Below are 22,117 nucleotides of genomic sequence, written 5' to 3'. Positions count from 1 at the left end.
GCCCGCGCAGGCTCGTCCGAGGCGGTCGGGCCGGCAGGAGGCCGGCCGATCGGGACCGGTCCGCGGTCCGAGGCGGAATGGGAGCGCGCGATGAGCGAGACGGCGAGGTCGGGGGACGACCCAGCGGCGGCGGGGGACCTCGGCCCACCGATCGACCCCACCCTGCTCGCGTTCCGGGAGTTCGGCTCGACGCCCAACGTCGTCGAGGACGCGGGACCCATCGACGATCCGATCGAGATCCGGGGATCGGTCGCCCCGCCCCACGATCCGATCGAGATCCGCGGGTCGGTCGCCCCGGGCGGTGACGTCGTCGAGGTCGCCGGTCCGCTGCACCGGGAGCCCGGCGGGGTCTTCGAGGACGCGGGCCCGATCCACCGCGAGGTCACCGAGATCGCCGGGCCGATCCACCACGGCCCCGGTGACGTCGTGGAGATCGCCGGGCCGATCCACCACGGTCCGGGTGATGTCGTGGAGATCGCGGGGCCGATCCATCACGGTCCGGGTGACGTCGTGGAGATCGCGGGCCCGATCCGCGAGGTGTTCGAGATCGCCGGCCCCGTCCGCGAGGACCACGGCCACGGCCAGCACCAGGGGCACTTCGGCGAGAAGCACCACGACGGCGGCTCCGGGTCGCCGTTCCACGGCTCGACCCCGGGACACCAGGGGAGCGGTCACTCCGCCGGCGTCGATCACCAGCAGCAGTTCCTCGACGACGACCCGCCGGTGTTCCAGACCCACGCCACGCCCACCCACCACGACAGCGGCCACCACGAGGAGCACCACTCCCAGCCCCACGAGCAGCACGGGACCGAGACCCACGACCAGCACGACCACCACTCGGAGTCGCACCACGACGGCGGGCATGGCCACATCGGCTGAGGTCGGGACGACGGGATTCACGGCGCAGGATCGGGAGCGGCTCCGGGAACGGCTCTGCCGCGAGGGCTTCCTGCGCCAGGAGCAGGGCGTCCACCTCAGCGGCGCCGACGGCAGCCCGCGCGCGTGGATGCTCTACACCTGGGCGGTCAGCGCGACCGGCTCCGGCGCGCGTCTGATCGCCCGCGCCCTGCTCGACCAGATGGCCGACTTCGGCGCCTCGCAGCTGGCCGCGTTCGGGCTGACTGCAGCTCCGCTGGTGTCGGCGTGCGTGGTGCTCGACGACCGCTACACGGCCCTCGCGGTGCGCGCGGCGGCGAAGGGCCACGGGCCGGGCTGGCGCGTCGACGGGGACCGCGGCCCGGACGTCGCCGGTCGTCGGGTCGTGGTCGTCGACGACTCGCTCAGCTCCGGGCGGGCGTTCCTCACCGCCGCGACGATCCTCGAGGCCGAGGGGTTCGAGGTGGAAGGGCTCGTGGCGCTGGTCGAGTTCCCCGGGCGCGGCGGTCGGGAGCGGCTCGAGGGCCTGGGCTACCGGGTCCGCACCGTGTTCGACGTCTGGACCGACCTCCACGCCCCCGGACCACCCGCCGTCGCGCCCGCGGACGCCGTGGCGGTGACCTGGTCCGACGTGCGGACTCCCGACGGGCTGCGTCCCGCCGAGGTCGCGCGCGCCGTGCTCGAGCACCTCGTCGCGACCGGCGAGACCCCGCTCCCTCCGGCCGAGCTCGCCGCGCCCGTCGACGGTCGCGGGGGCGTCTTCGTCAGCCTGCGGCGTCGCGACGACGACCGCCGGCTCGCCCGCGGCGGGTTCTGGCACTTCGACGCGACCGACGCCGACCCGACCCGCGACCTCGTCCTGGCCGCCACCGCGACCGCGAACCGCCTGGGCGCCGCGCTCACCGCCGAGCTGCTCGAGACCGTGAAGATCGCCGTCAGCTTCCTCGGGCCGCTCGAGCTCACGACCCCGGCCGAGCTCGACTTCGACCGGTACGGGGTCGTGGTGCGCAGCCGGGTGTGGAGCGCGAAGGTCGGGGGCGCGCTGCCGAACACGCAGTACTTCACCAGCACCTTCGAGCAGTACCTCCACGCGCGCTGGACGAACGCCCGCATCGACGAGATCGAGCCCCACGACGTGTTCCGCCACACCGTGGTCAAGGACGTCGAACCGGGCGAGACGTGGCTGCCCTACGGGACCGCGCCGACCGAGACCTGGCCGGAAGACCTCGATCTCGGCGCCCGCCTCACCGGCCGGGTCCGCCAAGCCCTGCACGGAGAGAGCGCCGGCACCTCGCTCGACGACGACCTGGTGCCGACCCGCGTCGAGGCCGTCGCCGTGACCCTCTACGCCCCGAGCCCACCCCACGCCGTCGTCGGCCACGGGCTGGGCCGGCCGGCGGAGGTCGGCTCGTTCGACGCGGCCGCGGCCGCCGCCGCGGAGAACGCGAGGGCCACGACCGATCTCGCGGATGCGACCGCCTGCGTCAGCGTCCTGCACCACCCCGAGACGCTCGTCGCGACGGACGCGCCGTGGGCGATGCGCCGCGGTCGGGACGCCGTCGAGGCCCGCGAGGGTGACCGGCAGGGGCTGCTGACCGAGTACGCGGTCGCGCACCACGAGCTCAGCGCCCGGGAGACCGGCGAACGGCTGACCCGGATGACCGGGACGACCGCGCCGACCTGGACCACCTACCAGTCCGCCACCTGGCTCGACCGTCCCGGCGACGACGTCCGGCGCCTCACCTTCGGCGCCGTCGACCGGCCCGGGCACCGTCTCACCGCACCCGACGTCGAGCTCCTCGCCACCCACCTCCGTCGTCGAGCCGACGCCGACGGCTGGCCGTCGTACGCCTACGACCCCCGCACCGGGCGCGACCAGCGCTCCGGGACGGCGGCGCGCTGCGTGCACGGCCTGCGGGTCCTGCTCGACGCGGGCGCGCGGCTCGGTCGGGAGGACTGGCTGGCCGACGCGCGCCGGGGTCTGCAGCACGCCCGGCGGCACCTCGACCTCGACGGCCAGCTGCGCATCCCGCGCCACGAGCCGAGCGGGATGGCCTCGGCGTGCCTGCTCGCCGGCGTCGAGCCCCACGACGACAGGTCCTGGGCGGACGAGCTCGCCCGGCACGTCGCCGGGTGGGTCCGGGACGACGGTTCGGTGCGCGAGCCCGGCGTCGTCCCGACCCGGTCGGAACCGGACTACCTGCCCGGCGCCGCCGTCGTCGGGCTGGCGCGGTACCACCGGGCCGGCGGGAAGGTGGACGTCGACGCGGACCGGGTCCTGGCGTTCTACCGGCGACGGTTCCGGTGCCTGCGGCCGTGGAGCCTCGCCTCGTGGCACGCGCAGGGCTGGGCCGAGTGGCACCGCAGCGGTGCGCCGGGCGGGCGCGACGCCCCCGCGTTCGTGTTCGAGCTCGCCGACCGGATGGTCGGCGAGCAGCTCCGCGCCGACGGCAGCTACCTCGTCGACCTGGGCTCCCACGCGCCGACGGTGCTGACCGGGTTCGTCGCCGAGGGGGTCGGCGCCGCGTGGCGGTTGGCCGAGGACCTCGGGGAGCGGGAGCGGGCGCGGCGGTACGCGGACTCCCACCGCGCCGCGATGGGGTTCCTCGACCGGCTGCTGATCCGCCGCGAGGACACCTTCTGGACGGCCGAGCCCGAACGGGCGCTCGGCGGGGTCCGCGCGGCCCTCGCCACCGCCGACCTCCGGGTCGACTACACCGGCCACACGCTGAGCGCCCTGCTGCACGCGACCTGAACGCTGCGCGCTGTGCAGAGCGACACAACGCGCAAACTTGCACAGCGTGCATGAACGACTAGTGTGGGTGGAGCCGCGGCGGGCAGACCGCCGCGAGCCCTATCGCCTCCACTCCTCGTGAAAGCCGGACCTCGATGACCGCCGCCGTCGCTCCTCCCCAGAGCGCCCCCGCAGGCAAGCGCGCCGTGCTCGTGCCGCTGTCGGGCCTGCTCATGGCCCTCTTCGTCGCGATCCTGTCGTCGACGATCGTGTCCAACGCGCTGCCGCGCATCATCAGCGATCTGGGCGGCACCCAGGCCCAGTACACGTGGGTGGTGACGGCGTCGCTGCTCGCGATGACGGCGTCGACCCCGATCTGGGGCAAGCTCGCCGACCTCTTCTCCAAGAAGCTGCTCGTCCAGATCGCGATCACGGTCTTCATCGTCGGCACGATGCTGGCCGGGCTCTCCACCTCGACCCCGGAGCTGATCGGCTTCCGCGTGATCCAGGGCCTGGGCATGGGTGGTCTCACCGCGCTGGCCCAGGTCGTGATCGCGGCGATCATCCCGCCCCGGGAGCGGGGCCGGTACTCCGGCTACCTCGGCGCGATCATGGCCGTCGCGACCGTCGGCGGCCCGCTGATCGGCGGCGTCATCGTCGACACCATCGGCTGGCGCTGGTGCTTCTACGTCACCGTGCCGGTCGCGGTCATCGCCCTCGTCGTCCTGCAGCGGACCCTGAGCGTCCCGACGGTCAAGCGCGAGGTGCACATCGACTACCTCGGCGCGCTGCTCGTCGCCGGCGGCGTCTCGGCGCTGCTGATCTGGACCTCGCTGGGCGGCAAGAACTTCGCCTGGGTCTCGTGGGCCTCGCTGGCCTGGCTCGCCGCCGGGATCGTCGCGCTGGTGCTGGCGGTCGTCGTCGAGTCGCGGGTCGAGGAGCCGATCGTCCCGCTGAAGCTCTTCCGGAACCCGACCGTCGCCCTCGCGACCCTCGCGGCCCTGTTCGTCGGCGTCGCGATGTTCGGCTCCTCGGTCTTCCTGAGCCAGTTCTTCCAGCTCGCCCGCGGCGCCACCGCGACCGAGGCCGGCCTGCTCACCCTCCCCATGATCGCCGGGCTGTTCCTGGCCTCGACGATCGTCGGCCAGCTGATCTCGCGCTACGGCCGCTGGAAGCCCTACCTCGTCGGCGGCGGTGTGCTGCTGGTCGCCGGGCTGCTGATGCAGGGCCTGGTCATGGGCGCGGACACCCCGTACTGGGAGCTCGCCGTCGCCATGGTGATGGTCGGCGTGGGCGTCGGATCGACCCAGCAGAACCTCGTGCTCGCCGTCCAGAACCAGGTCGCCCTGCGCGACATGGGCGCCGCCAGCTCGACCGTCGCGTTCTTCCGCTCCCTCGGCGGCGCGGCCGGTGTCGCGGCGCTGGGTGCGCTGCTCTCCAGCCACGTCTCGACGGCGATCACCTCGGGCCTGACCGCGGCCGGCATCCCGGCGTCGGCGACGTCGTCGTCCGGCGGCTCGATCCCGAACCTCGCGACGCTGCCCGCCGCGATCCGGACCGTCGTCGAGAACGCCTACGGCAGCTCGGTCGCCCTGATGTTCCTGGTCGCCGCCCCGCTGGCGCTGATCGCGCTGCTCGCCATCCTGTTCCTGCGGGAGGTGCCGCTGCGCACGACGATCGACGTCGAGGACTCGGCCCCCACCCGGATCGAGGCCGAGCCGGCGACCGAGTCGATCGACCTCGGCGAGTCCGTCCTCGAGGGCACCGTCCGCGACGGCGGCCGCCCCGCGCGCGGCGCGGTCCTGACGGTCATCGACCTCGGCGGTCGCCAGCTCGCCCGGACCGTCGCCGACGACGACGGCCGCTACCGGATCGCCGTTCGCGGGTCCGGTGTCCCGCACCTGCTCGTCGCGCAGTGGCAGGGCAGCCCGCACGTCGAGCTGCTCGGCGGCACCGTCGGACCGCAGCGTCGGGACATCGCGATCGTCGGCGAGACCCCTTCCGGCCGGCACCGGGCGATCACCGAGGGGCTCGACGCCGCGACCGAGACCATGCCGGCGGCGTCGCGATGAGCACCTTGACCGTCCGCCGACCGGCCCCGGGAGAGACTGGGCCGGTGGCGGTCGGGCGACGGGAGCGCAAGAAGCAGGCCACGCGGGCGGCGCTGAGCGAGGCGGCGGTGCGGCTCTCGCTGGAGCACGGCGTCGAGAACGTCACCGTCGAGCAGATCGCCGACGAGGCCGACGTCGCCCTGCGGACCTTCTTCAACTACTTCTCCAGCAAGGAGGAGGCCGTCGTCGCGGGGGACGCGGCCCGTACCGAGGTGCTCGTCGAGCGGTTCCGGATGCGGCCGACGTCGGAGAGCGTGCTGACCGCGCTGCGCGTGGCGGTCCTCGCCCACGTCGACGACCTGAGCGCCGAGGGTGAGATGGACGCGCTGCGGATGATGCGGCGCACTCCCTCGCTGCTCCCGCATCAGCTCGCGGCGTACGCGGCGGGGGAGCGGGCGCTGGCGGTCGCGGTGGCGGAGCGGATCGGGGAGCCGGGTCGCGACGGTTCCGACGACGAGGCTGCGGACCGGCCGGTCGGGCTCTACCCGGCGCTGGTCGCCGCGAGCGTCATGGCTGGAGTGCGGGTCGCGATGCAGCGGTGGACGGATGCGACGGCGGGCGGGGCGCGGGACCGGGGAGCGCTGCACGAGATCGTCGGCGAGGTGTTCGACCGTCTCGCCGGAGGGCTGTAGCGCACCTAATTGATGCACGGGATCGCACCCGCGCTGATCGGGGCCGGCGGCGGAGCTGAGGCGGACGACGGGGAGGCGGCTCCGCTCGCCGGGAGGTCGGTGCCGAGCGTGATGCGCAGCCGACCGGGGGAGAGCGACTCGTCGGGAGTGAGGGTGACGCCCGCGCCGAGCACGGCCTGAGCAACGACCGCGTCCGCCTGGTCGGAGGGCGCGTACTGGATGGTCGTGTCCGGCCGGGTGTGGGCGTCGCCGGTGTCGGAGGGCGAGAACCCGGCCTCGGTGAGCGTGTTCAGCGCGGACGAGGCGGCGCCGCCCTGACCGGAGCCGTTGAGCACCTCGACGCTGTCCACCGAGCCGTCCGCGTGCACGGGGGCCTGCGGTGGCGCCGGCGGAGCGGTGCTCGTGCTCGGCGGGGCCGGGTCGATCGCGTTCTGGATGAAGCCCTGGACCTGGGTCGGGTCGATCTGCACCGCGGTGCCGTCCTCGGGGGTCTGGAGGTCAGTCGAGCCGGTGGGCACCGTCCGGAAGGTGACAGCGCCTGCCGAGAGCCCGTGCAGCTGCTCGGCGAAGGAGAGCAGGTCCCAGTTCTGGTCGAGCACCACGTCGTCGTCGACGGCCTGCACGAGTCCACCCATCGCCGACGGGCTCGTGAGGGTGCCCGCGGAGAGCAGCTTCGCGCTCAGCGCGGCCATGAACACCTGCTGACGGCGGATGCGGTCGAGGTCGCCGTTCGGCAGGCCGTGACGTTGCCGGACGAAGGCCAGCGCGGCCGCGCCGCTGATCGTCTGGACACCGGCGGGGAAGTTCGCCCCGGAGAAGTCGTCCCGGGTGGGCGCGAGCAGGCAGACCTGCACACCCCCCGCGGCGTTGCTGATGGCGTCGAAGGCGGCGAGGTTGATCGCCGCGTAGTGGGTGATGGTCAGCCCGGTCAGCTGCTGCACGGTCCCGATCGCCTCCCGCGCACCGGCGTCGGCGGTGGCGACGGCGAGCGCAGGTCCGGCCTGCCCCTGCGCGGCCAGCTGGGGGCGCGCGGCGTTCTCCCCGTAGGTGTACGCGGTGTTGATCTTGTGGGCGCCGAAGTCGCCCGCCAGCTGCACGTAGGAGTCCCGCGGGATCGAGAACGCCGTGGCCGCGCCACCCCCGGCGGGGATGTGGATGACGATCATCGTGTCGGTGTTGTCACCGCCGTCGTCGGAACTGCCGGCGTGCAGGGCCGCCAGCTGGTCGGCCGGCAGCGGGTTCCCGTGCGCGTCGGTGCGGGTGTCCAGGCCGACCAGCAGGATGTTCTGCGCGCCGTTGTCCGCGACCCCGTCGGAGATGACGTCCGCGCCGCCGACGCCGTGGATGCTGACCCACGCGGTCCCGCAGCCCACCAGCACCGCCGCCGAGAGCACCGCCACCGCGACCCGCCAGCCCCGACCCCGACGACGACCGCCGGACGCCGCCGGCGGGGGCGGGGCCGGTGAACGGCCGGGAGGTCCGGGCGCCGGGCGCGGCGGGGCCGGGGCGGCGCCCGTGGGCCGGGTCCCGGACAGGGGCGGAGCCACCCGGGTCGGGACGAGCCGAGGGTCGGGCGGCTTCAGCACCATCCCGGCTCCGCCACCGACCGCCCCCTTCCCGAAGACCGACGCCCGACATCATCGTGTCCGAGGCATGAATCCTCGATGAGGAGAGCGGCTACTGCGCCTGGTGCTGCGGGGACAAAGCCGACATCGCGGTCCACTGGTCCCACGGCACCGTCCAGTCCGCGATGTCGCCGTCGGACATCGTCAGCGGGACGGGGCTGTTGGTGACCTCGACGGGGTCACCGAAGATCGCGGTGTCGAAGTACTGCTGGGCATTGTCGGTGGAGAGGTTCACGCAGCCGTGCGTGACGTTCTCCGAGCCCTGCACGCCATCGGTGAGCGGGTTGGCGTGGATGAACTCGCCGTTGTTCTCGATCCGCACGGCCCAGTGCTCCGGGACGTTGTTGTAGCCGTACTTCGGGTTCGACATCAGCACCGTCTGGGACTTGCTCATGACGATGTGCACGCCGTTGGTCGTGTTCCGGTTCGGGTCGGAGCCGAGTCCGTAGCTGGCCGGGAAGCTCATGACCGTCTTGCCGTCGCGCACCACGTCCATCTGGTGGCTGTTCACGTCCGCCTTGACGATCTGCGAGCGGCCGATCGTGAAGTGGCTGGTGACGTCCTCCGCGCCCCAGACACCGCCGCCGTCGTTCACGCCGAACTGGTGAACGGTGAGCGCGACCTGCGTGCCCGGCGTCCAGTAGTTCTGCGGCCGCCAGTGGGCGCGCGAGCCGCCGTTGTCGTCGTCGAGCCAGGCCCAGGACCCGGTGGTCGGCACCGAGGTCTGCACGCTCATCGCGCGCTCGGCGACGGCCTTGTCGGTGACGTGGTGGTCGAACTGCACGATGATCGGCGCGCCGACCCCGACCGTCTCGCCGTCGGCGATGTTGACCTGCGCCTGGGTGGTCCGGGCGGGGTCGACGGTGCTGAACGAACCACTGACCGGCACCGTCCCGCCGTCGCCGGTGGCCTGTCCGGACCAGGTGTAGGTCGCGCCGTAGGTCAGCGCCGTCTGCGCGCGCCAGCTCCGGCCGTCCGGGGTCGGCGTCCCGGCGACCGGGCCCTGCGGTCCCTGCAGCGCCACGCCCGTCAGGCGGGAGTTCGTCGCGGTCACCGTGACGGGCTGGTCGGGCGCGACGTCGTGCGCGCCGGCCGTCGGGGAGAGGGCGACGGCGGGTGCGGGCGGTGGTGGCGCGGCGGCCTCGTCGTGCGTCCGCGGCGTCGTCGACCCGATGGCCGTCGCGCCGTACACGCCGCATCCCAGCAGGAACGCGAGCACGACCATCATCAGAGCCACGAAGCCCCGCTGCCACACCACCTGATCCACACCTTCCTGCTGTTGCGCTCGTCGAGTCGTCAGACGGCCGGCGGGGGCCGGGGGTTGTCCGATCCCGGTCAGTCGGGAGTCAGCGCGGCGTCGGTGAGCCCGTCGATCCCGGCCAGCGGGGCGGCGAGCGACGGCGAGAGATGGTGGCGGTCCGCGAGGACGGCCGGCGTCAGGTACGACACCTGCGTCCGGCCCCCGTCGTCCCAGACCAGCAGCTTGAGCGGCAGATCGAGCGCCGCGAGGGGCGCCGCGTCCATGACCGGCGTACCCGCGACCGGGCTGCCGAACAGCAGCAGCACGGTGTCCCGGAGGTCGAGTCCGGCCTCGCGGGCGGCGGCCCGCTGATCGATCGCGGCGAACAGCGTCATGCTCCGGGCGGCGATGAGCGTGGTCAGCCGGTCGACGGTGTCGGGCACCGACCAGGGGCTCGACTTGGTGGTGTACGGCTGCGCGGCATCCACGGCTCTCCTCCTCGCCGCTGAGCATCGCACGTCGCGCGGGGGTCGACGGTGCTTCGACGGGCGGGTTTCGCGAGGAAGGTGGGACGGTCGGGGGCGAACCGGGCGAGTCAGCCCGCGAGCGCGTCCCGGAGATCCGCGAACAGGTCGGTGCGGGTCTCCGAGCCGAGGCGCTGGCGCATCCGCCCGACGTGGTGCTCGACGGTCTTCGCGCTGATGAACAGGCGGTCGCCGATCTCGCGGTAGGTCATGCCGTCGAGGAGCAGCTCGGCGACCTCGCGCTCGCGGTCGGAGAGCACGCAGGGTCGCGGGGCCGAGGCGGGCGCGGCGTCCCGGACGGCGGGTGCCTCGGGCGCCGGGTCGGCGGGGGCCGACGACGGACCGGCGACCAGACCGCGGGCGAGCCCGAGCGTGGCCGCGAGGACCCGCTTGTCGGTGGTGCGGACGGCGGCCTCCTTGGCGAGGCGCGCACCGTCGTAGGCCATCCCGGCCTCGGCGAGCGCCGTCGTCGTCGCGGTGACCTCGTCGAGGTCGACCGCGCCGGAGAGCACGTGCAGCCACACCCGCGCGGCCCGGGCGAGCAGGGTGGCGAGCGAGCCGGCGTGGGCGGCCGGGTCGGATGCGGCGTCGGCGAGGCGGGCCGCGTGGTGCTGCGCGGCGGGCGGGTCCTCGGCGGCGACCGCGGCGAGGAACCCGCACCAGTGCCACGGCGCGGCCCAGAGCACCGGGCGGCCGAGCGCGGCGAGCAGCTCGTCGCCCGCCTCGGCGTGCGGGGCGAGCCAGGCGCCCTGGCCGAGGCGGCCCGCCACGACGACGAGCTCGCCGATCGCGAGCAGCGACCACAGGTCGACGGCGTGGCGCAGGACGGCCTCGCGGGCGCGGGTCCACAGGGCGAGCAGGCCGCGGATGTCGCCGGCGCGACGGACCAGACCCGCCTCGAGCGCGACGGCGACGAGCTCGTCGCGGGCGTGCACCGGCTCCGGGCGGGCGGCGGCCGCGTCGAGCCCGGCGCGGGCGGCGGTGAGGTCGCCGCCGGCCATGTCGGCCCAGGCGCGCAGCAGTAGATGGCGACGGCGGTACCCGGGCCCGCCGAGATCCGTCGCGACGGCACGGTCGACGAGCGAGCGCGCCAGGTCCGGCTCGCCGCGGTGGAGGGCGACGAGCGCGCCGAGGGCGGCGGGGGAGTCGTCGAGCAGCACGGCCCCGCCGCGGCACTCGAGGGTGGCGGCGGCGCGAGTGAGGTCGGAGAGGGCGGCGGCCGACCCGCCGGGGCGGATCGAGGCGGCGATCGCCCGCCCGACGAGGCCCTCGGCGCCCGCGCGCAGGGTCGGCGGTGCGGGGCGGGTGGCGTCGGGGGTGGGCTCGGCGACGTCGCGCCCGGTGCCGAGCAGCGCGACGGCGGCGGCGGGCGACGCCGAGCACGGGGCGACGAGCGCGACCCACGCGTGCAGCTCGGCCGCGTCGGCGAGCATCCCGCGGTGGGAGTGGACCCCGGCGAGGACGTGCGCGGCGCGGACCAGCCGGCGCGGCTCGGCGTCCGGCTCGACGAGGACGGCGTCGGCGCAGCGGGCGGCCTCCACCAGCTCGCCCGCGGCGGCGGCGCGCTCGGCGGCCTCGACGAGGTCGGGCGCCGGCGGGTCGGCCAGCTCGGGCGCCGGGGCAGCGAGGGGATCGGGGGACGCGGATCCCACGAGGTGACGTGAGGAGGAGTCGGCGGCGCGGGCGATGGTGATCGGGGAGTCGTCGAGCACGGTCACGCCGGCACCGTCGCGGCGGCGGGCGCGGCCGGAGCCGCGGGCGTGGTGGTCGTCGGGCTACCGGACCCGGCCGGCGGGGTCGAGGCGGGCGGGTTCGACGCGGGCGGGTTCGAGGCCGGCGGGGTGGTGTCGCCGCTCTTCGGCTGCCCGGCGCCGGGGTTGGCGGCCGGCGTCCCGCCCGTGTTCTTCACGGGCGCCGGGACCGGGGCGGGCGCGGGGTTCGCGGCAGCCGGCGCTGCCGCCGGCTTCGCGGCCGGGACCACGGGAGGCGCGACCGGGGTGCCGGGCCGGGCCGCGGCGGCTGCGGCCGGGGTGCCGGGCGCCGGTGCGGCTGCGGTCCCTGCCTTGTTCGCGACCTTCGCGGTGGTCCCGCCGGTCGCGGCACCCGTCGTCGGGTCGGTGGCGCCCGGGAGGGTGCCGGCGGGGAGGGTCCCGGCGTTCGCGGCGGCCGGCTGGGCGGTGATCCCGGCGGGAGCCGCGGGCGCTGCGGCCGTCGTCGCGGTGCCGGTGGAGCTGGCCTTGCTGATCATCGGCACCGAGACGGCGACGGCCCCGCCGACGACGAGCACCGCCGCCGCGCCGGCACCGATCGCCAGGCGACGCCGGCGGGGGTCGGGCCGCGACGGAGGCTCGAACGGCGCGGCCGGGGCGAACGACGTCGGGCGGGCCGGGGGCAGGGCCGAGGTGGTGACGCCGTACGCCGGGGTCGGCGGCTCGGGCGCCTGCTGCGCGGCGCGGAGGTCGAGGCGCACCGGCGTCGTCATGGGGTCGTCGGGGTCGGCGTGGCGGGCGTGCGCGAGCAGCGCGGCGGAGCGGCCGACGACGTCGGTGCGGGGCTCGTCGTCGAACGGAGCCGCCGGGAACGGACCGGAGCCCTGGGCCGGGAGGCCGTACGCGGGCGACGGCGCCGGGAACGGACCGGAGCCCTGGGTCGGGAAGCCGTAGGCGGGGGACGGGGCCGGGAAGGGCCCGGAGCCGTGGGCCGGGAACGGGCCGGAGGTCGGGGCGGCCGGGCGGACCGCACCGCTCGCGGCCGCGGCGGCCCAGGTGGCGCCGCGGGCGACGACGGTCGTCGGGTCCGGGTCGACCGCGACCGGCCGGCCGAGCTCGGCGGAGAGCATCCGCGCGACCAGCGGGATGCGGGACGACCCGCCGACCAGCAGCACGCCGTCGAGGTCCTGGGCGCGGACGCGGGCGGAGTCGAGCACCTCGCCGAGGACGTCGACGGTCTGGCGCAGCGCCGGCTCGATCATCTCCTCGAACTCGCCGCGGGTGACGCGCACCCGGGTGGTGACGTTCGGCAGCCGCACGTCGACGACCGCGTCGGTGTCGACCGAGAGCGTCTCCTTCGCGAGCACACAGGACCGGCGCAGTCCGGCGACGGCGCGGACGGTCTCCGGGTCGGCGGGGTCGAGCGCGGCGACCGCACCGCCGAGCTCGGAGCAGACGTGCCAGAACAGGGCCTCGTCGAAGTCGATGCCGCCGAGGGCCTCGAGGCCCTGGCCGCGGCCGAGCACGGTCAGGCCCACCGGCGCCGTCGGGCAGGCCGGCACGCCGCGCACGACGGCGGCGTCGAAGGTGCCGCCGCCCAGGTCGTAGACGGCGACGGTGCGCCCGACGGGCAGCCGCCCGGCGGCGGCGTGGGCGGCCGCGGCGGCCTCGGGCTCGGTGAGCAGGACGACGTCGTGCAGGCCGACCTCGGCGAGGGCCTCAGTGAAGACCCGGCGGCGGTAGGCGCCCCAGCCGGCGGGGTGGGCGACGGCGATGCGGCGCGGCTCGGCGCCGTGGGTCCCGGCGACGCGGTCGGCGGTCCAGCGCACCATCTCGGCCGCGACACCGTCGGCGGAGAAGCCCTCGCCGGCGACGACGATCGGGGTGGCGTCCCCGAGCCGGCGCTTGAACTCGCGCACCACGCGCTGCGGGGCCCACGGGGCGCGGGCCTCGGCCTCGCCCCCCACCAGGAGCGACCCGTCGTCGTCGACGAGCAGGACCGACGGGACCTGCACGGAGCCGCGCTCGAGACCGACGACGCGCACCGTCGGGTCCGGGGCCCCGGGGCGGGCCTCGCTGCGCACGGCGGCCGCGGTGAAGGTGGTGCCGAGGTCGACGCCCAGGTCGTAGGGGGTCTCGGCCCGTGGCGCCGCGGCGGCGGGCTGCAGCGGCGTGATCGGGCGCGGCGCCCACTCCTGGTTCGTCACGTGCACTCCCGGCTCCCCCGTCGTCGGTGTTCCGCGGGACGCGTGAGCGCCGTCCCACCGTCCCCCTCGGACGGGTCGGCACGCGTCGCTGATCCGTGGACATCATCGGCCCCCGGGAGAGCACCGTTACACGTTCGTAGCTCGAACGAGTGACGACACGGCGAGAGGTCGGGAGTACTGCACACCGGCCGTGACGGCGACCCCCGAGGGCGCGGCCGGGCGTGGGACCCGGACCCCCTAAGGGCCCCGATCGCGAACCCGGCGCGAGCCCCGATGGCCGGTGGGGCCCGGGACGGCACCGTTCTCACCACGCCGCCCCGGCAGCACCGCCGAGGGCGCTCCGAGAGAACCACACGATCACTGGGGGCACCCGACATGAGCGAGCACAAGACCCTGCTGCAGTTCCTCCTCGACCTGCTGCACGACAAGTCCGCGCTGGCCGACTTCCGCGAGGACCCGCAGCAGTCCCTGCACGCCGCCGGCCTCGACCACGTCTGCGTCCAGGACATCCAGGACCTGCTCCCCGTCGTCCTCGAGAAGGCCGACCCGGAGAAGTGCGCCAAGTACGAGGACGACTGCGACAAGGGCGACTGCCACGACGACGCCCCGAAGCACCACGACCCGCACCACCACAACGGGCACCACTGGAACGACGACCCGGGCCACGACGACCACAAGTGGCACGACCACGACAGCGAGATCGACAAGGTCGTCACGCACCTCAACTACGTGACGAACAACTACTCGTTCGACTCGCACGACACCGTCTTCAACACCACCAACGTCACCAAGATCTGGGCCGACCACGGCGCGAAGGTCGACGTCACCAACCAGACCCAGAACGCGAGCGACGGTGGCGTCAACGTCGGTCACGACAACAACGCCCCGATCGCGACCGGTGGTCACAACCAGATCGGCGACGGCAACATGCAGTCGGGCGACGGTTCGACGACGGCGTTCGGTGCCGGTTCGGCGCTCTCGCACGTCGGTGCGAACGACGGCGGCGCGCTCTCGGTGAACGGCCCGGCGACCGGTAACTCCGAGCACGCCAACTTCCAGAACTACGGCGACGGCAACCTCACCGCGGCCACCCACGCCCCGGCGTCGTCGTCGACCGTCGACTCGCACAACCACACGTCGACGGACTCGCACAACCTCACCAAGACGTCGACCGACTCGCACGACAACACGAACTCGAACAACCACGACTCGGGCAACACCGACACCGACACGAACACCCACACCGAGACCAACACGGACCTGTCGCAGCACAACGACAACTCGGTGGACAACTCGATCCACGCCCACCACGCCACGGTGGACGCCGGCGACCACCTGTTCCCGGTGGGCTGAGGTCGCCCGGCCAAGGGGGAGTCACAGCCGCGTAACGTCAGCGGCGTGACGACACAGCCGGGGCACGGTGCACACGCGCCGTGCCCCGGCTGTCGTGTGTCCGCAGGGGGATGACGAGCAGGGGGACCGCGCATGACCGACCACCCGCCGGGCGGCGAACCGTCCGAGCTGGTCGAGCTGGCCCGTCGGGCCGCCACCGCCTACGACCGGCCCGACCTGGAGAAACGGCTCGGCGTGGTGTCGCGGGCCGTCGCGGACGACCGGGCCCGGGTCCTCGTCGTCGGGGAGTTCAAGGCGGGCAAGACCGAGCTGGTGAACGCGGTGATCGGGGGTCGCGCCCTCCCCACCGACGCGCACCGCGCCACCACCGTCCCGACGATGTGCGCCCACGGCGAGCAGCCCGCCGTCGTGCTCGTGCGGGGTGTGGAGGGCGGCGTCGAGCAGCAGCAGATCTCCCCGACCGACCTCGCCGAGCACGTCACCGAGCGGGGCAACCCGGACAACCGCGCCGGCTGGTCGCACGCCGAGGCGACCCTGCCGCGGCCCGTGCTCGAGGGTCTGCGGCTCGTCGACACCCCGGGCGCGGGCGGGCTCGCGTCGCCGTCGGCGGTCTCGACGATGGCCGAACTGCCCGGGGCGGACGCGGTGCTCGTCGTCGCCGACGGCGGGCGTGAGCTGACCGCCCCCGAGCTCGCGCTGACCCGGACGGCCGCCGCGGTGAGCCCCACCGTCGCCGTCGTGCTGACCCGTATCGACCTGCACCCGCACTGGCGCCGGATCGCCGACATCGACCGCGGGCACCTGGACCGGGCCGGGGGCGAGCGAAGCGACGGGACAGGCGGATCGAGCCTCCGGGCGGTCCGCATCTTCCCGACGTCGTCCGCCCTCGCGCTGCACGCCGCCGAGGACGACGACCTCCCACCGGACACGGCCCGCGAGCTCGCCGCCGAGTCCGGGATCGAGGAGGTGCGCCGGCTGCTGGTCCGGGAGGTGGCCGAGGGCAGGCAGGCGCGCCGGATCCGGATGGTCGCCGACGAGGTGATCGTCGCCTGCGAGCAGTTCGCGACGGCCTTCCGCGCCGAGCGCGACGCCCTCGCCGACCCGCAGCGGGCGCAGCGGATCGCCGCGGAGGTCGAGCGCTCGCGGGCGCAGGCGGCGTCGTTGCGCGACCGCGCCGCGCGCTGGCAGCAGACCCTCAACGACGGGGTCGGCGACCTCGTCTCCGACATCGAGTACGACCTGCGCGACCGGCTCCGCGCCGTCGTCGCCGACGCCGAGGTCGCGCTCGACGACACCGACCCGGCCAAGACCTGGGAGCAGTTCGCGCCGTGGCTGCACCAGCAGGTGTCGGCGGGGGTGTCGACGAACGTGGTGTGGGCCGAGGAGCGCACCCGGTGGCTCGCCGAGCGGGTCGCGACGCACTTCGCCGAGGACGGGGCGGGCGTGCTGCCCCCGGTCACCGTCGCAGCGTCGCCGGACGGGACGGGGCTCGCGGCCGACCCGGTGAGCATGCTGGCCGCGCCGGACCACGAGAAGTTCGGGGTCTCGCAGTCGCTGATGATCGGGATGCGGGGGTCCTACGGCGGCGTGCTCATGATCGGCATGCTGACGACGATCGCCGGCATGGCGCTGCTCAACCCGTTCTCGATCGGCGCCGGGCTGCTGCTCGGGTCGAAGACGCTGGTCGACGAGCGCAAGCGCGCGCTGCGCCGGCGGCAGGCCGAGGCCAAGCAGGCCGTCCGCCGCCACGTCGACGACGTCACCTTCCAGGCGGGCAAGAACTCCCGCGACATGCTCCGCGAGGTCCAGCGCACGCTGCGCGACCACTTCACGACGACCGCCGAGGAGCTGGAGCGCTCGCTGGCCGCCACGGCCGACGCGGCACGCGCGGTGGAGGCCGACGACGCCAAGCGCACCGCGCGGCTCGCCGACGTCGAGGCCGAGCTGGAGCGCGTCGAGCACCTCGCGGACCGGGCCCGGCGGCTGCGCGGGCGGGCGGGCAGCGGGTCGTCGCGGTCGTCGCGGCTGGTCGGGGCGTGACCGCGCCCGATCCCAGCGGCCTCGTCGGCGCGGCCCGGCACGTCGTCGACGGCGCCCTGCGGCTCTACGGCACCGGCCCGGCCGACCCGGCGACGTCGTGGGCCCGCTCGGTCCTGCACGACGCCCGCGCCCGGCTCGACGAGCCGCTGCGGGTGGCGCTCGCGGGGACGCTGAAGGCGGGGAAGTCGACGTTGCTCAACGCGCTGGTCGGCGAGCGGATCGCGGCGACCGACGCGGGGGAGTGCACCCGGCTGGTGACCTGGTACCGCGACGCGCCCAGCGCCGCCGTCGTGCGCGAGGACGTCGACGGGCGCCGGGCGACCGTCCCGTTCGCCCGCGACGGCGAGGGCCTGCGGATCGACCTGGGCGGGATCGGCGACCCGGGGCGCGTCGGGCGGCTGCTCGTGGACTGGCCGTCGCGGGGGCTCGCGCAGGCCACCCTCGTCGACACCCCCGGGCTGGACTCGATCCGCGAGACCAACTCGCGCCGCACGCTGTCCTTCGTCACCCCCGACGACCGGCCGTCGGGCGCGGACGCCGTCGTCTACCTGATGCGGCACGCGCACCGGAACGACGTCGGGTTCCTCGAGGCGTTCGCCGATCTCGCCCAGGGCGGGGCGGGCGGGCTGGGTGCGGTCGGCGCGTCGGGCACCGTCGTCGTGCTGTCCCGGGCCGACGAGGTCGGCGGCGGCGGGCTGGACGCGGTCACGACGGCGGGTCAGGTCGCCCAGTCCTACCGCGAGGACCCGGCGCTGCGGTCGCTGTGCCAGACGGTCGTGGCGGTCGACGGGCTGCTCGCCGAGACCGCGCGGACGCTGCGGCAGTCCGAGTTCACGGCGCTCCGGGCGTTGGCCCGGGCGCCGCGCGCGGAGGTCGACGCGCTGCTGCTCTCGGCGGACCGGTTCACCGTGGCCGAGCCGCCCGCCGTCGTCGCCGAGGCGCTGGCGTCGGACCCCGACGGGGTGCGGCTCGACGAGCCGGCGCGGCGGGCGCTGATGGAGCGGTTCGGGGTGTTCGGGATCCGGTCGGCCACGACGGTGCTGCGGCGCGGGGCGCGGACCGGGCGCGGGGTGGTCGACTCGCCGTCGCTGGCCGAGGAGCTGGTGCGGCGCAGCGGGCTGGAGGAGCTGCGCGAGGCGCTCGTCTCGCGGGTGCTCGGCCGCCGGGACGTGCACCAGGCGCGGTCGGCCCTGCTGGCGGTCGACCTGGTGCTCGGCCGCGCGCCCCGTCCCGACGCCGGCCCCGTGGCCGCGGAGCTGGAGCGGCTGCTCTCGGGGGCGCACGCGTTCACCGAGCAGCGGCTGCTCGCGGCACTGCGCCAGGGTCAGGTGACGATGCCCGAGGGGACCGCGGCGGAGGCGGAGCGGCTGCTCGGCGGGGACGGGCCGGGGGCGGCGGAGCGGTTGGGGCTGGCGCCGGGCTCCGCCGAGGTGCGCGCGGCCGCCCTGGAGGCGCTCGACCGGTGGCGGGTCCGGGCGGAGAGCCCACTCACCTCCCGGGCGGCGGCCGAGGTGGCGCGGGCGGTGGTGCGGTCGTGCGAAGGGGTCCTCGGTGGCTACGGCTCGTGAGCGCCGAATGTCGCGATCGCGACATTCGGTGCATTCGAGCGCCAGGCGCACCGAGCGGGCGTATCCCTCGAATATCGCAGTGCTGTCGCTTTCCGTAGTTTCCCGCAGCACGGGGCGCTTTGTCCCATGTCGCACAGATGTGTGAATTGCTCATCGCGCAACGGCGTCGAGTGGCGGCTCTCCGTAACCCCCCGGCCGACCGTCGGGTGCGGAGCGCTTAGGGTTCGCCACGGCCGTGGGACCGATCGACACTCCGGAGACGATGTGAGTACCACTGACGACGCCGTGCCGGGGTTCCCGGCGGCCGGCCCGCCCGGTGGCCCCCAGAGATCCTCAGCGGAAACGTACGCCCAGGTTCAGGCGAGCCCGGAGTTCGCCGCGCTGCGGCGCCGGTGGCGCGGTTTCATCTTCCCGGTGAGCGCCCTGTTCCTGATCTGGTTCCTGGCGTACGTCCTGCTCTCCGCCTACGCCCCCGGGATCGTGAACACCAGGGTCGGCGGCAGCAACATCACCGTCGGCCTGCTGTTCGGCCTGCTGCAGTTCGTCTCCACCTTCGCCATCGCGACGATCTACTCGCGCTTTGCCGAGAAGGAGCTCGACCCCGAGGCGTCGCGTCTGCGCGCCGAAGTGGAGGACTCGCTGTGACCGTCCTGGCGGAGGGGGAGCAGCAGGTCGGTAGTCCGCTGCTCAACATCTCGATCTTCGTCGTGTTCGTGGCGCTCACGTTGGTGATCGTCTACCGCGCGAGCAGCAGCACGAAGACGCAATCCGACTACTACACGGCCGGGAGCTCCTTCACGGGCGCGCAGAACGGGATCGCCATCTCCGGCGACTACCTCTCGGCGGCGTCGTTCCTCGGTATCGCGGGCCTGATCGCGACCAAGGGCTATGACGGGTTCCTGTACTCGATCGGGTTCCTCGTCGCGTGGCTGGTGGCACTGCTCCTGGTGGCGGAACTGCTCCGCAACACCGGCCGGTTCACCATGGGCGACGTCCTGAGCTTCCGGATGCAGCAGAGTCCGGTGCGCGCCGCCGCGGCGGTCTCCACGCTCGTGGTCTCGCTGTTCTACCTGCTGGCGCAGATGTCCGGTGCCGGTGGTCTGGTGGCGTTGCTGCTGGGGATCAAGAGCACCCTCGGCCAGGATCTGGTGATCGCTCTCACCGGCATCGTGATGGTCGTCTACGTCCTGGTGGGCGGAATGCGCGGTACCACCTGGGTGCAGATCATCAAGGCGTCGCTCCTGGTGATCGGCGCCGCGGTGATGACCATCTGGGTGCTCGGGCAGTTCAGTTTCAACCTGTCCAGCGTGATCGGTGCCGCCGATTCCGCGGATGCCACCTCGGTACTGCGGGACTCGGGCAACAGCTACGCCTCGAACCCGCTGGACTTCGTGTCGCTCGCCGTCGCACTGGTGCTGGGTACGGCCGGTCTGCCGCACGTGCTGATGCGCTTCTACACCGTGCCGACCGCGCAGGAGGCCCGTCGTTCGGTGACATCGGCCATCTGGATCATCGGCATCTTCTACCTGTTCACCCTGGTGATCGGGTACGGCGCGGCCGCTCTGGTGCCCGGTGGCCCGCCGGCGATCCTCAAGGCCCCCGGCAAGGACAACGCGGCCGCGCCGCTGTTGGCCGAGGCTCTCGGTGGCCCGTTCATGCTCGGGATCGTGGCGGCGGTCGCGTTCGCGACGATCCTCGCGGTGGTCGCCGGACTGACGATCACGTCGTCGGCGTCGTTCGCCCACGACCTGTACGCGAACGTGATCAAGAAGGGCGACGTCGCGCCGGGCGAGGAGGTCCGCGTCGCACGGATCACCGCCGTCGTCGTCGGTCTCCTGGCGGTCGTTGGCGGAATCCTGGCCAACGGCCAGAACGTCGCATTCCTCGTGGCGCTGGCGTTCGCCATCGCCGCGTCGGCGAACCTGCCGACCCTGCTGTTCTCGCTGTTCTGGCGCCGCTTCAACACCACGGGCGCGCTGTCCAGCATGTACGGGGGGCTGGCGATCTGCCTGTTCCTGATCGTGTTCTCGCCGGCCGTCTCCGGGCCTGCGGGGCCGGAGGCGACGGCGATGATCACCGCGGTCGACTTCCACTGGTTCCCGCTGTCCAACCCGGGCATCGTGTCGATCCCGCTGTCGTTCCTGCTCGGCGTGATCGGCACCTATGTCGGTCAGAACCGGGAGAGGCGGCTCGTGACCGCGGACCGGTTCCCGGAGATGGAGGTCCGCTCCATGACCGGTGCGGGCTCCGCCGGCCGCCCCAAGCAGCGTTCCGGCGTCATGGCGGACCCGGCGACACACCCGAACCAGGTGGCGGGCCGCCCCGGCGCCCACTAGCGACCGCAGTACCGCGCCCGGACCCGCACTCCGACCGGTCGGGGGTGACGTGGGTCCGCGGCCGCAAAAGCCCGGACCTTCTGTGCCGGAATGTCCTGGTTGACGTTCGCGACGTATAACGAGAACCTAACGCCTGCTTGTTCGGGGTCGGACGGTGCGCCCGACCCCAGTCGTCCGGGGGCCCAATGTCCCCGGCGCGTGTGCAGTATTCGGTAAACATTCCTGGACCCTGGAGACAGAATTCCTATGACGACCACCGAGTCGACGAACGAGTCCCGGCTCTCGGAGGTCGGGGCGACCCACGAGGCCAGTGACCCGACCCGGCACATCGCCGAGCCCGGCCCGCTCGGGCTGGCGGCATTCGCGGCGACCACCTTCCTGCTCAGCCTGTTCAACGCCGGGATCGTCCCGGACTCGTTGGAGAAGGTCGTGCTCCCCCTCGCGCTGTTCTACGGCGGCCTCGCGCAGTTGCTGGCCGGGATGTGGGAATTCCGCAAGAACAACACGTTCGGGGCGACGGCCTTCGTTTCCTACGGGGCGTTCTGGCTCGCGTTCGCGGGCTTCGTGCAGTTCACCGAGCCCGCCCTGCAGGCCGGCGGCGCGTCGAAGGCGCAGGTGGGCCTGGCCACCGGCCTGTTCCTGCTCATGTTCGCGATCTTCACCGCCTACATGACGCTGGCCTCGCTGCGCACGACGGCCGCGCTGATCGCGGTGTTCGTCCTCCTGACCCTGACCTTCCTCGCCCTCGCGATCGCCGAGATCGCGGGCGCGAGCGGGCTGGCCACGGTCGGCGGCATCCTCGGCCTGCTCACCGCGCTGGCGGCCTGGTACGCCTCGGCGGCCGGGGTCACCAACGCCACGTGGGGTCGCGTCGTGCTGCCGGTGGGTCCGCGCAGCTGACGACCTGCACGTCCGGCCCCGGGGGCCCAGGAGCAGCCGTCTCGGCCCGCTCCGGTGCCCCCGGGGCCGACGCGCGTCGGACCACCGGGACGTCGTCCCACCGGCGCGCCGAGCGGTTTCTCGTACCGAGCAGCATCGATCGACCGGAGGCCAGCGGATGTCGGAGCAGGGCACGATTACGTCGAGCCAGGGGAATCAGTATCCGCCGGATCCCGAACTGTCGAAGACCGCGAACGCCCGCCCGGAGATGAAGGAGCAGGGT

The 22,117-nt window shown here is 74.2% G+C and carries 15 protein-coding genes; 10 read left to right on the top strand and 5 right to left on the bottom strand.

Annotated elements, in window-relative coordinates:
* The first annotated feature begins 90 nt into the window (after positions 1–90).
* From LQ327_RS31320 to LQ327_RS31305, 4 genes are all read left to right on the top strand, one after another.
* Complete coding sequence (locus LQ327_RS31320; protein WP_230740271.1) at positions 91–879, top strand: hypothetical protein; 789 nt, start codon at positions 91–93, stop codon at positions 877–879.
* The gene (locus tag LQ327_RS31315) at positions 863–3,631 is read left to right on the top strand and encodes an AMMECR1 domain-containing protein (protein ID WP_230740269.1); all 2,769 of its coding nucleotides are present in this window, start codon (positions 863–865) and stop codon (positions 3,629–3,631) included. The genes LQ327_RS31320 and LQ327_RS31315 overlap by 17 nt, the downstream gene beginning before the upstream one ends.
* A gap of 134 nt (positions 3,632–3,765) precedes the next feature.
* Complete coding sequence (locus LQ327_RS31310) at positions 3,766–5,682, top strand: MFS transporter (RefSeq protein ID WP_230740267.1); 1,917 nt, start codon at positions 3,766–3,768, stop codon at positions 5,680–5,682.
* Between the two features lie 44 nt (positions 5,683–5,726).
* Entirely contained in the window at positions 5,727–6,353 is a 627-nt protein-coding gene (locus LQ327_RS31305) for a TetR/AcrR family transcriptional regulator (protein ID WP_230740265.1), read from the top strand.
* Between the two features lie 5 nt (positions 6,354–6,358).
* Here LQ327_RS31305 and LQ327_RS31300 read toward each other — a convergent pair whose 3' ends face one another.
* From LQ327_RS31300 to LQ327_RS34365, 5 genes are all read right to left on the bottom strand, one after another.
* Positions 6,359–7,942: an LCP family protein gene (locus tag LQ327_RS31300; RefSeq protein ID WP_230740263.1), complete on the bottom strand. Its 1,584-nt coding sequence runs from the start codon at positions 7,940–7,942 to the stop codon at positions 6,359–6,361.
* Between the two features lie 88 nt (positions 7,943–8,030).
* On the bottom strand, positions 8,031–9,245 hold the full coding sequence (locus LQ327_RS31295; protein ID WP_230740261.1) for a L,D-transpeptidase: 1,215 nt from the start codon (positions 9,243–9,245) through the stop codon (positions 8,031–8,033).
* Positions 9,246–9,313: 68 nt separating this feature from the next.
* Complete coding sequence (locus LQ327_RS31290) at positions 9,314–9,706, bottom strand: DUF302 domain-containing protein (RefSeq protein ID WP_230740259.1); 393 nt, start codon at positions 9,704–9,706, stop codon at positions 9,314–9,316.
* Between the two features lie 107 nt (positions 9,707–9,813).
* A complete protein-coding gene (locus tag LQ327_RS35105) occupies positions 9,814–11,460 on the bottom strand; it encodes a LuxR C-terminal-related transcriptional regulator (protein WP_308286411.1) in 1,647 nt (548 codons plus the stop codon).
* Complete coding sequence (locus tag LQ327_RS34365) at positions 11,457–13,658, bottom strand: Hsp70 family protein (protein WP_308286410.1); 2,202 nt, start codon at positions 13,656–13,658, stop codon at positions 11,457–11,459. Before LQ327_RS34365 ends, LQ327_RS35105 begins: the two co-directional genes overlap by 4 nt.
* A gap of 375 nt (positions 13,659–14,033) precedes the next feature.
* Between LQ327_RS34365 and LQ327_RS31265 the strand changes: the two genes are divergently transcribed.
* From LQ327_RS31265 to LQ327_RS31240, 6 genes are all read left to right on the top strand, one after another.
* A complete protein-coding gene (locus LQ327_RS31265) occupies positions 14,034–15,011 on the top strand; it encodes an IniB N-terminal domain-containing protein (protein ID WP_230740255.1) in 978 nt (325 codons plus the stop codon).
* A 132-nt stretch (positions 15,012–15,143) separates the two neighbouring features.
* Positions 15,144–17,051 carry a dynamin family protein gene (locus LQ327_RS31260; protein ID WP_230740253.1) on the top strand — a complete coding sequence of 636 codons (1,908 nt, stop codon included), beginning with the start codon at positions 15,144–15,146 and terminating at the stop codon, positions 17,049–17,051.
* Complete coding sequence (locus tag LQ327_RS31255; protein WP_230740252.1) at positions 17,048–18,619, top strand: dynamin family protein; 1,572 nt, start codon at positions 17,048–17,050, stop codon at positions 18,617–18,619. Before LQ327_RS31260 ends, LQ327_RS31255 begins: the two co-directional genes overlap by 4 nt.
* A 285-nt stretch (positions 18,620–18,904) precedes the next feature.
* Positions 18,905–19,264, top strand: a complete 360-nt coding sequence (locus LQ327_RS35100; protein WP_230740704.1) for a DUF485 domain-containing protein — start codon at positions 18,905–18,907, stop codon at positions 19,262–19,264.
* Entirely contained in the window at positions 19,261–20,955 is a 1,695-nt protein-coding gene (locus LQ327_RS31245; RefSeq protein ID WP_230740249.1) for a monocarboxylic acid transporter, read from the top strand. Before LQ327_RS35100 ends, LQ327_RS31245 begins: the two co-directional genes overlap by 4 nt.
* A gap of 246 nt (positions 20,956–21,201) precedes the next feature.
* Positions 21,202–21,855, top strand: coding sequence for an acetate uptake transporter (locus LQ327_RS31240; RefSeq protein ID WP_230740247.1), 654 nt, complete (start codon positions 21,202–21,204; stop codon positions 21,853–21,855).
* Positions 21,856–22,117: the final 262 nt, after the last annotated feature.

The sequence above is a fragment of the Actinomycetospora endophytica genome (assembly GCF_021026375.1).
Classification (GTDB): Bacteria; Actinomycetota; Actinomycetes; order Mycobacteriales; family Pseudonocardiaceae; genus Actinomycetospora; species Actinomycetospora endophytica.
The sequence above is the reverse complement of the archived record's forward strand: the minus strand, read 5'-3'. Positions and strand labels throughout refer to the sequence as shown.